Origin of the sequence: Nonomuraea sp. KM90, from assembly GCF_052246675.1 — a bacterium.
Taxonomy (GTDB): Bacteria; Actinomycetota; Actinomycetes; order Streptosporangiales; family Streptosporangiaceae; genus Nonomuraea.
On sequence record NZ_JBQQCB010000006.1, the window covers coordinates 149,254 to 161,730 of the forward strand.

General features: G+C 71.1%; 12 protein-coding genes. 3 read left to right on the forward strand and 9 right to left on the reverse strand.

Translation table 11 applies throughout. The features are described from left to right. The first annotated feature begins 60 nt into the window (after positions 1-60). Together ACTWPW_RS09835 and ACTWPW_RS09840 are read left to right on the forward strand one after the other, a co-directional pair. Complete coding sequence (locus tag ACTWPW_RS09835) at positions 61-774, forward strand: GAF and ANTAR domain-containing protein (RefSeq protein WP_443168493.1); 714 nt, start codon at positions 61-63, stop codon at positions 772-774. An 80-nt stretch (positions 775-854) separates the two neighbouring features. Then, entirely contained in the window at positions 855-1,448 is a 594-nt protein-coding gene (locus ACTWPW_RS09840; RefSeq protein WP_443168494.1) for a helix-turn-helix domain-containing protein, read from the forward strand. Positions 1,449-1,478: 30 nt separating this feature from the next. Here the strand turns inward: ACTWPW_RS09840 and ACTWPW_RS09845 are convergent, their stop codons facing one another. The 9 genes from ACTWPW_RS09845 to ACTWPW_RS09885 all read right to left on the reverse strand — a co-directional run bounded on the left by ACTWPW_RS09845 (position 1,479) and on the right by ACTWPW_RS09885 (position 11,296). Then, positions 1,479-3,212: an ABC transporter ATP-binding protein gene (locus ACTWPW_RS09845; protein WP_443168495.1), complete on the reverse strand. Its 1,734-nt coding sequence runs from the start codon at positions 3,210-3,212 to the stop codon at positions 1,479-1,481. Position 3,213: 1 nt separating this feature from the next. After that, complete coding sequence (locus ACTWPW_RS09850) at positions 3,214-3,915, reverse strand: ABC transporter permease (protein WP_375115828.1); 702 nt, start codon at positions 3,913-3,915, stop codon at positions 3,214-3,216. After that, complete coding sequence (locus tag ACTWPW_RS09855; protein WP_443168496.1) at positions 3,912-4,436, reverse strand: ABC transporter substrate-binding protein; 525 nt, start codon at positions 4,434-4,436, stop codon at positions 3,912-3,914. The genes ACTWPW_RS09850 and ACTWPW_RS09855 overlap by 4 nt, the downstream gene beginning before the upstream one ends. Positions 4,437-4,576: 140 nt before the next feature. Then, on the reverse strand, positions 4,577-5,053 hold the full coding sequence (locus tag ACTWPW_RS09860) for a GNAT family N-acetyltransferase (protein ID WP_375115826.1): 477 nt from the start codon (positions 5,051-5,053) through the stop codon (positions 4,577-4,579). Between the two features lie 163 nt (positions 5,054-5,216). Next, entirely contained in the window at positions 5,217-5,954 is a 738-nt protein-coding gene (dapB, locus tag ACTWPW_RS09865; protein ID WP_375115825.1) for a 4-hydroxy-tetrahydrodipicolinate reductase, read from the reverse strand. Positions 5,955-5,963: 9 nt separating this feature from the next. Beyond that, positions 5,964-7,274, reverse strand: a complete 1,311-nt coding sequence (locus ACTWPW_RS09870; protein ID WP_375115824.1) for a M16 family metallopeptidase — start codon at positions 7,272-7,274, stop codon at positions 5,964-5,966. After that, positions 7,271-9,610, reverse strand: a complete 2,340-nt coding sequence (locus tag ACTWPW_RS09875; protein ID WP_375115823.1) for a polyribonucleotide nucleotidyltransferase — start codon at positions 9,608-9,610, stop codon at positions 7,271-7,273. The genes ACTWPW_RS09870 and ACTWPW_RS09875 overlap by 4 nt, the downstream gene beginning before the upstream one ends. A gap of 291 nt (positions 9,611-9,901) precedes the next feature. After that, complete coding sequence (rpsO, locus tag ACTWPW_RS09880) at positions 9,902-10,171, reverse strand: 30S ribosomal protein S15 (RefSeq protein WP_090945762.1); 270 nt, start codon at positions 10,169-10,171, stop codon at positions 9,902-9,904. Between the two features lie 198 nt (positions 10,172-10,369). Continuing rightward, complete coding sequence (locus ACTWPW_RS09885) at positions 10,370-11,296, reverse strand: bifunctional riboflavin kinase/FAD synthetase (RefSeq protein WP_443168497.1); 927 nt, start codon at positions 11,294-11,296, stop codon at positions 10,370-10,372. Positions 11,297-11,378: 82 nt separating this feature from the next. Here ACTWPW_RS09885 and ACTWPW_RS09890 point away from each other — a divergent pair, with 82 nt between their 5' ends. Continuing rightward, positions 11,379-12,398 (forward strand): TRM11 family SAM-dependent methyltransferase, encoded by a 1,020-nt coding sequence (locus ACTWPW_RS09890; protein ID WP_443168498.1) that lies wholly within the window; start codon positions 11,379-11,381, stop codon positions 12,396-12,398. The last annotated feature ends 79 nt before the right edge of the window (positions 12,399-12,477 follow it).

The window sequence follows — 12,477 nt, forward strand, 5'->3', positions numbered from 1 at the left end:
CACCGAGCCGCTAGCCTAGGAACACAACCGTGCACCCCGACGCAGCGAGCGCGAGGGATCGTGGTCAACCGGCTGAGCGTGCCCAGCGGCATCGAGGAGTTCGAGCGGGCACTCGCTGAGTGCGTCACCATCGCGGAGCGGGCGATGCCCGACTCCCCGATGCTCAGCGTCGCGCTGTGCGCGGAGGGCGGCCTGCGCACCGTGGCCCGCTCGCACGCCCGGGCCGAGCTGCTCGACGGGTTACAGGTGGCCGCGGGGCAGGGGCCCGTCCTCGACACGATCGACAGCGGGCGGCCGGTGACGGCGCGCGATCTGGCCGCCGGCTCCCCGTGGCCGCGTTTCACGGCGGAGTGGCCGGAGATACGCGCCGTGCACTGCGAGCCGCTGGAGTCGGAGGGCGCGCTGCTCGGCGTGCTCACGCTCTACTCCTACCGCTCGGCCGGGTTCGCCGGGGAGACCCGGGTCGCCGTGGGCGTCACCGCCGCCCACATCGGCCTGCTGTTCCGTACGGCGCTGGACGTGGCCCGCATGCGTGAGGTGGCGGCGCAGCTCAAGGAGGCGCTCACCACCCGTGCGATCATCGACCAGGCGCTCGGCATCGTCATGGCGCAACGCCGCTGCACCGCCCAGCAGGCGTTCGAGGTCCTCCGCCACGTCTCCCAGGACCGGAACGTCAAGCTGCACCAGATCGCGGCCTCGATCGTGGAGCAGGTGAGCGGCGAGCCGGCGCAGCGCTCCCGCTTCGAGGAGCCGCCGCCCCACATCGAGCGCTGACGCGCACGAGATCGCGGACGGCGGGACGCCGGCGGCGAGGCATCATGGAGTGAGCTTTTCCGAGGAAGGGACCTGACCACGTGCGGCACGAGAAGACCCCCGTTCTGGCGGTGACCCCGGGGCCGGCCTCGGGGGTCAGGGGGGCGATCGCCGGCAACCTGCGGCGCACCCGGCTGGCCCGCGGGTTCAGCGTGCGCGAGCTGGCCGAGCTGACCGGGGTGAGCAAGGCGCTCATCTCGCAGATCGAGCGGGGCGTGGCCAACCCGACGATCGAGGTGCTGACCAGGCTGGCCACCTCGCTGGACCTCACGTTCGCCGAGCTGACCAGGACCCACCTGGTGGAGCCCGAGGTGATCCGCCGGGGCGAGGGCGAGCCCCAGGTGGTCGGCGACACGACGGTGCGCAGCCTGTTCGCGGCGGCGGACCGGCGGCGGTTCGAGCTGGCCGAGGGCGACCTGCCGCCGATGACGCGCAGCGCCAAGAGCGCCCACGGGCGCGGGTCCGTCGAGCACGCCTACGTGGTCACGGGCACGGTCAGCGTCGAGACCGACGCGTGGACGGTGCGCCTGGGCGAGGGCGACGCGGTGCGCTTCGCGGCCGAGCTGGACCACGTCTACGTCACCGGCGAGGCGGGCTGCCGGGTGCTGACGCTGATCTCGTTCTCCGAGGACTGACGGGCACCGACGAGAGCTGAGGAGGACCGGCTAGGGCCAGTCGCCGGAGCCGTCGGGCACGCTGGCCAGCAGCTCCCGGGTGTAGGCGTGGCCGGGGTCGTCGAGCACCCGCTCCACCGGGCCGCTCTCCACGCACTCGCCGGCCCGCAGGACGTAGAGGCGGTCGGCGAGCTGGCGCACCACGGCCAGGTCGTGCGTGATGAACAGCAGGCCCATCGACAGCCTCTCGCGCAGCCCGGCGAGCAGGGTGAGCACCTGGGCCTGCACGGAGACGTCGAGCGCCGACACGGGCTCGTCGCAGACCAGCAGCCGGGGCTCGCCGGCCACCGCGCGGGCGATGGCCACGCGCTGCCGCTCGCCGCCCGACAGGTTGGCCGGCCGCAGCCCGGCCATGGCCGGGTCGAGGCCCACCAGCTCCAGCAGCGCGGCCACGTCGGCGGGGCGGCCGTCGGCCTCGAGCGCCTCCTTGAGGGTGGCGCGCACGGTGCGGGCGGGGTTGAGGGTCGAGTACGGGTCCTGGAAGATCATCTGAACGGTCCGCCGCGCCCGGCGCACGTCCTTGCGGGCCATCCGGGTGTAGTCGGAGCAGTCTTGCCCGCCGAGCAGGATCGTGCCGGAGTCCGGCCGTTCCAGCCCGGTCACGCAGCGGGCCAGCGTCGTCTTGCCGGAGCCGGACTCGCCGACGACGGCCACGATCTCACCGGGGGCGACGGTCAGGCCGACGCCGGCGAGGGCGGGCCCGGTGGCTCCCGGGTACGTCTTGCGCAGCTCCCGCACGTCGAGCACCGGCTCGGCGGAGGCCCGTACGGGCGCCGCGACGCCCACCGGCGGCGGCGGCGCCACGGGCAGCTCGCCGGCCCGCACGCACGCCGACGACCACCCGGTGCCCCGGAGCTCGGGCGTGCCCGCCAGGCACCGGTCGGCGACGTGCGCGCACCGGTCGGCGAACCCGCACCGGCCGGTCACCGCGTCGTGCGCCGGCACCGACCCCGGCACCGACGGGATGGCCGCCAGGCGACGATCGGCGGGCGGCTCGGCGGCCAGCAGCGCCCGCGTGTACGGGTGCCGCTGCTCCTTCCGCAGCTCGGCAGCGTTGGCCACCTCCATGACCCGCCCCGCGTACATGACCACGACCCGGTCGCACATCGAGAACGCCACCCGCAGATCGTGCGTGATCAGCACGAACGTCATGTCCCGCGCCCGCTGGACGCGCCGGATGAGCGCCCGCACCTCCCGCTGCGTGGTGGCGTCCAGCGCGGTGGTGGGCTCGTCGGCGACCAGGATCCGCGGCCCGGCCGCCAGCGCCGCGGCGAGCCCGACGCGCTGCCGCATCCCTCCCGAGAGCTGGGACGGGTACCGCCCCGCCACCTCGGCCCCGAGCCCCACCTCGGCGAGCAGCCGGGTCACCTCGCCCTTGGCGTCGATCCCGCGCGGCAGGCCGTCGGCGATCTGCCTGCCCGCCCTGCGCAGCGGGTTGAGCAGCGTGAACGGGTCCTGCATGAGCAGGGAGACGGTGCCGCCGCGCATCCGCCGCAGCGTCCGGGGGTCGTCGTCAACCCGGCGGCCGTCGATGTGCACCTGCCCGTCCGACTCCAGTCCGGCGGGCAGCAGCCCGAGCAGCGCGCGCACGGTCAGCGACTTGCCCGACCCCGACTCGCCGACTATCGCCACCGACTCCCCCGGGCCGGCCTCGAAGGACACGTCGGAGAGCAACGTACGCCCGGAGGCGGGCTGCCGTACGGTCAGGCCGTTCACGCTCAGCATGTCAGCGTGCCCTTCCGCGCCGGTCGACGCGCTCGTGCAGCCAGTCGCCCACGACGTTGAGCGCCGCCGCGGTGGCGATGATGGCCAGGCCGGGGGCGATGACGGCCCACGGGTTGGTCAGGAACTGGGTACGGTTGTCGGCCAGCGTCCGTCCCCAGTCGGGCGACCCGGCGGGCACCCCGAGGCCGAGGAACGACAGCGACGACAGCGACACCAGCGCGTACGCGAAGTTCACGAACGCCCCGGCCAGGCTGACGGAGGCGACGTTCGGCCAGATGTGCCGGGTCATGATCCGCCAGGAGGAGAGGTTCTTGAGCAGGGCGGCCTCGACGTAGGGCCGGTGGCGCTGCTCCAGCACCGCGCCGCGCACGACCCGCGTGTCCGTGGGCGCGAACAGCACCACCAGCACGGCGATGGCCGGCCCGTAGCCGCCGCCGAGCACGCCCGCCACCACGATGGCGACCAGCAGCGCGGGCAGCGAGAACATCAGGTCGGCCCAGCGCATGGCGAGGGTGTCCGCCCAGCCGCCGAGGTATCCGGCGGCCAGCCCGATCAGGTTGCCGATCAGCATCGACCCGGCGGCCACCGCGAGCGCGCCCGGCACCGCCGTACGAGCCCCGGCGACCAGCAGTTGCAGCACGTCCCGGCCCAGGTCGTCGGTGCCGAGCGGGTGGCCAGGACCCGGCAGGGAGATGCCGGTCATGAGGGAGTCCAGGCGAACGACGCGTCGGGGGCCTTGAGCTTGATCGTCACCTCGGAGGCGCCGGTGGCCTCGACGGAGTCCACGTCGGCGTAGGCGTAGGCGAACGCGGTGGTCGAGCCCTCCTTGGCGTGCAGGTTCAGGCTGGCCACGACGTCGGCGGCGGTCAGCGGGGTCCCGTCGGAGAAGGTCACGCCGGAGCGGATCCGGTAGACGTACGTGGTCGCGTCCTTCCTGGTCCACGACTCGGCCAGGGACGGCTGGAGGCTGCCGTCCTGGCCCACTCCCACCAGGGCCTCCTGGACGAGGAGGGCGACGACGTAGTTCATGATGCCCGCCTCCTTGCCCGCGTCCAGCGAGCCGATGGAGGACGGCAGGGCCACCCGCAGCGTGTCCAGGGGAGCCTGCCCGGACGGTGGCGCGGTGGCGTCGTCGGAGCCGCACGCGGCCAGGAACGCCGGGAGGGCCGCGACGAGCGCGGCGGACCGCAGGATGGAACGCCGGGAGAGGGGCAGTTCGGCCACCGGGGGACCCTACTTTCACGCGACCGGCCAACCCGCCTAGCTGCAGTGTCTATCGGCAAAATCCAATTGGCACATGAGAGTATTCGGTCGTTCCGTCGCCGGTCAAACCCACTCCTCGAATGGGGAATACGGGGTCAGGGTCAGGCGCGGCGCATGACCACGCGCGGCGCGACCTCGATGCCCAGCTCGCGCTCGTGCTCGACCAGCGCCCGGAGCTCCGGGCCCCACTCGGCCTCGGGCATCACGGAGAAGCCGTGCCGGGCGTACCACGGCGCGTTCCAGGACACGTCCCGGTACGTCGTCAGCGTCACGGCCGGCGCGCCCGCGGCCCGCGCGTGGTCGATCACGGCCGTCACCAGGCGCCCGCCGATCCCCTGGCGCATGCTGCCGGGGTGCACGGCGAGCTGGTCGAGGTGCAGGTTGCCGTCGACCCATCCGATCAGCGCGAAGCCGGCCGGAGGCGTCCCCTCGACCAGCACGGCACTGGGGTCGTCGACCTCTTCGATCATCGTGGTGCCGGGCGGGAACACGATGCCCACCTGCTCGAACAGCCGGTCGGCGGCCAGCTCGATGGAGACCAGCCCGGGCAGCTCGCCCGCTTCCGCCCATCGCACCATGGCGACACGATCTCATGTTTCGGGCGGATGTCGCAGCTCGTATTAGGGTTGAAGATCGTAGGCCCGGCTGTGCGGAGCCGGGACCCTCTCCTCACGACGTGCCCACGGCCTATTCGGGCGTGGGCACGTCGTGTGCGGTCATGTCGCGTGCGGCGTGGAGACCTCAGAGGTCGAGCAGCGGCTCCAGGCCCACGGTGAGACCGGGCAGCTCGCGCACCCTGCGCACGCCGAGCAGCACGCCCGGGGTGAAGGCGGCCCTGCTCATCGTGTCGTGCCTGATCGTGAGGATCTCGCCGTCGCCGCCGAGCAGCACCTCCTGGTGCGCGATCAGCCCGGACAGGCGCACCGCGTGCACGTGCACGCCGCCCACGTCGGCCCCGCGGGAGCCGTCGAGCGCGGTGCTCGTCGCGTCGGGCATCGCGCCCATCCCGGCCTTGGCCCGTGCCTCGGAGACCAGCTCCGCCGTGCGGCGGGCCGTGCCGGAGGGCGCGTCGGCCTTGTTGGGGTGGTGCAGCTCGACGATCTCGACGGACTCGAAGTGGCGGGCCGCCTGCTGGGCGAAGTGCATCATGAGCACGGCCGCGATGCCGAAGTTGGGGGCGATCAGGCAGTTGGTGCCGGGGTTGGCCGCCAGCCAGCCCCGCACGGTCCGCAGGCGCCCCTCGTCGAACCCGGTCGTGCCCACCACGGGGTGGACGCCGTGGCCGATGGCCCATTCGAGATTGCCCATGACCACGTCGGGATGGGTGAAGTCGACCACCACCTCGGCACCCGACAGGCCCTCGATGGGGTCGTCCTTGTCGAGCGCGGCCACCAGCTCCATGTCGGTGGCCGCCTCGACCGCCTTGCACACCTCGACGCCCACACGCCCTTGGGCGCCGAGCACACCTACCCTGATCACAGGAAAACCCTATCGGACGGCGTCGGTGAAGTCCTTGTCGCCGTACGGGCCGATCACGGCGAGCGTGAGCGGCCGGTTGAGCACGTCGCGGGCCACCTCGGAGATCTCGTCGGGGGTGACGGACTCGATGCGCGACAGCACCTCGTCCACCGACATCAGCTCGTCGTAGACCAGCTCGTTCTTGCCGATGCGCGACATGCGCGAGCCGGTGTCCTCAAGACCGAGCACGAGCCCGCCGCGCATCTGCCCCTTGCCGCGCATGATCTCGTCGGCGCTCAGGCCCTCGGCCACCACCCTGGACACCTCGTCCCGGCAGATCTTGAGCACGTCGTCGATCTTCGACGGCAGGCAGCCCACGTAGATGCCGAACTGGCCGGTGTCGGCGTAGGCCGAGGTGTAGCTGTAGGCCGAGTAGGCCAGGCCGCGCTTCTCCCGGATCTCCTGGAACAGCCTGGACGACATGCCGCCGCCCAGCGCCGCGTTGAGCACGCCCAGCGCGAACCGGCGCTCGTCGGTGCGGGACAGGCCGGTCGTGCCGAGCACCAGGTTGGCCTGCTCGGTGGGCCGGTCGAGCACCGCGACGCCGGAGTGCGTCTCGGCACCCGGTCCGCTCGTGCGCGGCGGCGCGAACTCGGCCGGGCCGACCAGCGCCCCGGCCCGTTCGTACGCCCGGGTGACCAGCTCGACGACCTCTTCGTGCCGGATGTTGCCGGCGACGGACACGACCGTGCGGCGGGGCCGGTAGTAGCGGCGGTAGTACTCGGCGATCCGCTCCCGCCCGAGGGCGTTGATGGAGTCGACCGTGCCCAGGATGGGCCGGCCGATCGGCGAGTCACCGTAGAGCGCGGCGGCGAACTGCTCGTGCACCACGTCAGAGGGGTCGTCATCGTGCATGGCGATCTCTTCGAGGATCACGCCCCGCTCGGACTCGACGTCCTCGTCGGTCACCAGCGAGCTGGTCACCACGTCGGCGAGCACGTCGACCGCGATCGGCAGGTCCTCGTCGAGGACCCGCGCGTAGTAGCAGGTGTATTCCTTCGCCGTGAAGGCGTTGATCTCGCCGCCGATCCCCTCGATGGAGGCGGAGATCTCCATGGCGTCGCGCGTGGGCGTGCCCTTGAACAGCAGGTGCTCAAGGAAATGGGTGGCCCCCATGTGCTCGGGGGCCTCGTCACGCGAGCCGATGCCGACCCACATGCCGACCGCGACGCTCCGCACGGTCGGCATGGTCTCGGTCACCACGCGCAGCCCACCCGGGAGGACGGTGCGCCTTACCACCCCGGCTCCGTCCTTGCCGGGGTGCAGCGTGGTCGTCGTCACGAGTTCCGGTCGTCCCCATCGCTGCGGGTGCTGCGCACGCGCGTACGGGTGCGGCGCGGCCGGTCGGACTTCTCCTCGGCGGCCGGAGCGGCGTCCTCGGTCTGCTCGGGACCCTCGGCGGGACCCTCGCCACCGGTGGCGCCCTTCGCCTCCTTCTCGGCGGCCTCCTTCTCGATGACCTCGACCGGCACCAGCGAGAGCTTGCCCCGGCCGTCGATCTCGGCGATCTCGACCTGGACCTTCTCGCCGACGCTCATGACGTCCTCGACGTTCTCGATCCGCTTGCCACCGTGCAGCTTGCGGATCTGGGAGACGTGCAGCAGGCCGTCCTTGCCGGGCATGAGCGAGATGAACGCGCCGAACGCCGCGATCTTGACGACCGTGCCCAGGTAGCGCTCGCCGACCTCCGGCATGTGCGGGTTGGCGATCGCGTTGATCGCCGAGCGGGCGGCCTCGGCGGACGGCCCGTCGGTGGCGCCGATGTAGATCGTGCCGTCGTCCTCGATGGTGATCTCGGCGCCCGTGTCGTCCTGGATCTGGTTGATCATCTTGCCCTTCGGGCCGATGACCTCGCCGATCTTGTCGACCGGGACCTTGATGGTGATGATGCGCGGCGCGGTCGGGTTCATCTCCGCCGGAGAGTCGATCGCCTCCTGCATCACGTCGAGGATCGCCAGGCGGGCGCCCTTGGCCTGCTTGAGCGCGCCGGCCAGCACGCTGGCCGGGATGCCGTCAAGCTTGGTGTCGAGCTGCAGGGCGGTGATGACGTCCTTGGTGCCGGCGACCTTGAAGTCCATGTCGCCCATGGCGTCCTCGGCGCCGAGGATGTCGGTCAGCGTGACGTAGGTGTCACCCTCGCCGATCAGGCCCATCGCGATGCCCGCGACCATCTCCTTGAGCGGCACGCCCGCGTCGAGCAGCGCCATCGTGGAGGCGCAGACCGAGCCCATCGAGGTGGAGCCGTTGGAGCCGAGCGCCTCGGAGACCTGGCGGATGGCGTACGGGAACTCCTCGCGCGTGGGCAGCACGGGGATCAGCGCCCGCTCGGCCAGCGCGCCGTGACCGATCTCGCGGCGCTTGGGCGAGCCCACCCGGCCGGTCTCGCCGGTGGAGTAGGGCGGGAAGTTGTAGTTGTGCATGTAGCGCTTGGTCCGCTCGGGGTTGAGCGTGTCGATGACCTGCTCCATGCGCAGCATGTTGAGGGTGGTGATGCCCATGATCTGGGTCTCACCGCGCTCGAACAGCGCCGAGCCGTGCACCCGGGGCACCACGTGGACCTCGGCCGACAGCGCGCGGATGTCCTTGGTGCCGCGGCCGTCGATGCGGATGCCCTCCTTGACGACCCGCTCGCGCATGAGCTTCTTCATCACCGAGCGGAACGCGGCGGAGATCTCCTTCTCCCGGCCCTCGAACTCGGGCAGGAGCTTCTCGGCGGCCAGCGCCTTGACCTTCTCCAGCTCGTTCTCGCGCTCCTGCTTGCCGGCGATGGTCAGCCCGGCGGCCAGCTCGGTCTTGATCGCGGCCTCGACGGCGGCGTAGACGTCTTCCTGGTATTCCAGGAACACCGGGTATTCGGCCGTCTCCTTCGCGGCGACCTGCGCGATGCGCGACTGCGCCTCGCACAGCACCTTGATGAAGGGCTTGGCGGCGTCGAGACCCTGGGCGACGGTCTCCTCGGTGGGCGCGACGGCGCCCTCGGCGACCAGCTTGAGCGTGTCCTTGGTGGACTCGGCCTCGACCATCATGATCGCGACATCGCCGTCGTCGAGCACGCGGCCCGCCACGACCATGTCGAACGTCGCCCGCTCCAGCTCGTGGTGCGTCGGGAAAGCCACCCACTGGCCGTCGATCAGCGCGACGCGCACGCCGCCGATCGGGCCGGAGAAGGGCAGGCCCGCGAGCTGGGTGGACAGGGACGCGGCGTTGATCGCGACCACGTCGTAGAGGTGGTCGGGGTTGAGCGCCATGACGGTGGCGACGACCTGGACCTCGTTGCGCAGGCCCTTGACGAACGACGGGCGCAGTGGCCGGTCGATCAGCCGGCAGGTGAGGATGGCGTCCTCGGAGGGACGGCCCTCACGGCGGAAGAACGAGCCGGGGATGCGACCCGCGGCGTACATCCGCTCCTCGACGTCGACCGTGAGCGGGAAGAAGTCGAACTGCTCCTTCGGATTCTTGGACGCGGTGGTCGCCGACAGCACCATCGTGTCGCTGTCGAGATAGGCGACGGCGGAACCCGCCGCCTGGCGCGCGAGCCGTCCGGTCTCGAACCGGATCGTACGCGTGCCGAATGAGCCGTTGTCTATGACGGCTTCAGCAGTGTGGACACCCTCCACGGGGGACCTCCTTGTGGTCGGTCTCCCGCGCCCTTTTTCTCACCGGCACCCTCGTTAGGTGCAGCGCCGGTCTTCGATCGAAGCGCCCGGTCATTCTTACCGGAAGCCACTACCGAGGACCGGCCCGCAGGCGTCGCGGGTCGCATGGTGCTGAACGGACGCGGGGGCTGTGTGTCTCGGATTTTCAGTTTTACGTCAGGCGCTGGGCTGTTTCACGCCGCCACGCGCCTGGCCCTATGGGGTCCTACCCCATATGAGAAGGGAGCGGCGCGGACGCCGCTCCCTTTCATGCTATCGGCGCAGGCCGAGCCGCTCGATGAGCGAACGGTAGCGCTGGATGTCGACCTTCTGCAAGTACTTCAGCAGGCGGCGCCGGCGCCCGACGAGCAGCAGCAGACCACGACGGCTGTGGTGGTCGTGCTTGTGCGTCTTCAGGTGCTCGGTGAGCTCGCTGATGCGCTTGCTGAGCAGCGCGATCTGCACCTCGGGCGAACCGGTGTCGCCTTCGGCCGTCGCGTACTCACTGATGATGGTCTTCTTGGCAGCGGTGTCGAGGGACACGGCTCTCCTTCGAACTACGGACACGCGCGAATGAGATGAGGTCGCGAACAACCGTGCGTGCCTACAGTCGCCGCGTGAAGGCCGTCATGGGCAGCGCGCAGCACCGCCGCTACAGAGCCGACATGAAAGGTTACCACCTCATGTCCAGTGCTCGGGCGGCCCGTCATGGACGAGTGTCAGCTCGTCAGGCGCCGGGCGTCAGCTCGTCAGGCGCCGGGTGGCCGCCACGTCGGCGTGGATCTGGGCGATCAGCTCGTCGATCGAGTCGAACCGGGTGTTGCCGCGCAGCCGCGCCGCGAACTCCACCGCCACGTGCACGCCGTAGAGCTCCAGATCGTCCCGGTCCAGCGCGTACGCCTCCACCGTGCGCGGCACGCCCTCGAACGTCGGGTTGGTGCCGACCGAGATCGCCGCCGGCCAGCGCTCCCCCTCGTACAGGGCGGGCAGGTTGGCCACCGGAACGCACTCCAGCCATCCCGCGTAGACCCCGTCCGCCGGGATCGCGGTGTGCTGCGGGGTCTCGACGTTGGCCGTGGGGAAGCCGAGCTGGCGCCCGCGCTGGTAGCCGCGCACGACCACGCCCTCCACCCGGTGCGGGCGGCCGAGCCGGTCCGCCGCGCCCGCCACGTCGCCCGTGACGAGCCGCTCGCGAATCGCGGTCGAGGAGACGGCGTCGAGCTCGGGCACGGCCTCCACCTCGAAGTCGTACTTATCGCCCAGCGTCCGCAATGTCTCTACATCGCCGCTGGCGCCCTGCCCGAACAGGAAGTTCTCCCCCACCACCACGACCGCGGCGCGCAGCCGCTCGGCCAGGACGTTCTGGGCGAACTCGTCGGGGCTGTTACGCGACAGGCCGAACGTGAACGCCACCGTGTCGATCTCGTCCACCCCGAGCCCGCCCAGCAGCTCGGCCCTGCGCCGCGCGCTGGTCAGCCGCGGCGGGTGCGACCCGGGCCGCACGACCTCGTCCGGATGCGGCTCGAACGTGACGGCCACGCTGCGCAGCCCCCGCTCGCGAGCGACGGAGACGGCTCGCTCGACCACCCGCTGGTGCCCTCGGTGGACTCCGTCGTACACGCCGATGGTGACGACAGACCTCTCCGAACCCTGCACGCTAGGCCCCATTCGCTCGTCGCCGGATCAACCCGTACAAGCCTGCCATGCGGCTCGGCATTCCCTCCAATCGAGGGGACTATCATCGGGCATCATGCCTCGTTACGCGCTTCTGATCCTGCCTGCCTTCAACCGGGTCTACGGTGAGAGCTCCATCCGGCTGACCCGCAGTGAGCTGGCCGTCTTCAGCGCGCGTGCCCTCGGCGGCGTGGTGCTGGACAGCGAGGAGACGCGGATCGGCGGCGTCCCCTACGTGACGTTCGAGACGACCCGGCCGCTGGACGACGCCGACCTCGCGCTGCTGTCCAACCTCTCCTCCGTCTACGCCGTCTTCGGGATGGAGGGCGAGCTGCTCAGGCCGCAGACCATGCGGCCGCGCGACCGGCTGAGCAGCGACCTGATCACCATCCAGAAATACGCCGGCAAGACCAACGAGCACTTCACCAAGCTGCTGCTCAACGTCACCGCGCTGGCGGGCGACAAGGGCCTGGCCGACGGGCTGTCGGTGTTCGACCCGCTGTGCGGCCGCGGCACGACCCTCAACCAGGCCCTCATGTATGGCTACGACGCCTACGGCATCGACGTCGACGCCAAGGACTTCGAGGCCTACACGGGCTTCGTCAAGACCTGGCTGCGCAACAAGCGGCTCAAGCACACCGCCGAGACCGTACCGGTGCGCCGCGAGCGGGCCCTGGCCGGGCGGCGGTTCAACGTCACCTTCGGCCTGTCGAAGGAGGCGGTCAAGGCCGGCGACGTGCAGCACCTGACCGTGGTCAACGCCGACACCCTCAAGAGCCGCGAGTTCTTCAAGCCGCGCTCGTTCGACCTCCTGGTGACCGACGCCCCCTACGGCGTCCAGCACGGCAGCAAGGGCGGCGCGGGCCTGTCCCGAAGCCCTCTGGAACTGCTCGCCCGGGCCGTGCCGGTCTGGGCCGAGCTGCTGCGGCCGGGCGGGGCGATGGGCATCGCCTGGAACACCTACGGCGGCAAGAGCGCGGAACTGGCGGGCATCTTGGGAGACGCCGGCCTCGAGGTCGTGACTTATCCAGACTTCGAGCACTGGGTGGACCAAGCGATCGTCCGCGACATCATCGTCGCCCGCAAACCCGCCTGAGAGGTCCCGGGAGGCGAGGAATCACTCCGGCACGTCGAAATCCGGACGGCCTCCCCAAAGGTGCGCCTCATCGCGCTCA

What these genes read in the sequence shown, in the direction of transcription:
- ACTWPW_RS09845 (WP_443168495.1), bottom strand. Translation starts at nt 3,212, where the DNA reads ATGCTGAGCGTGAACGGCCTGACCGTACGGCAGCCCGCCTCCGGGCGT.
- ACTWPW_RS09850 (WP_375115828.1), bottom strand. Translation starts at nt 3,915, where the DNA reads ATGACCGGCATCTCCCTGCCGGGTCCTGGCCACCCGCTCGGCACCGAC.
- ACTWPW_RS09860 (WP_375115826.1), bottom strand. Translation starts at nt 5,053, where the DNA reads ATGGTGCGATGGGCGGAAGCGGGCGAGCTGCCCGGGCTGGTCTCCATC.
- ACTWPW_RS09885 (WP_443168497.1), bottom strand. Translation starts at nt 11,296, where the DNA reads ATGGGGCCTAGCGTGCAGGGTTCGGAGAGGTCTGTCGTCACCATCGGC.
- ACTWPW_RS09890 (WP_443168498.1), top strand. Translation starts at nt 11,379, where the DNA reads ATGCCTCGTTACGCGCTTCTGATCCTGCCTGCCTTCAACCGGGTCTAC.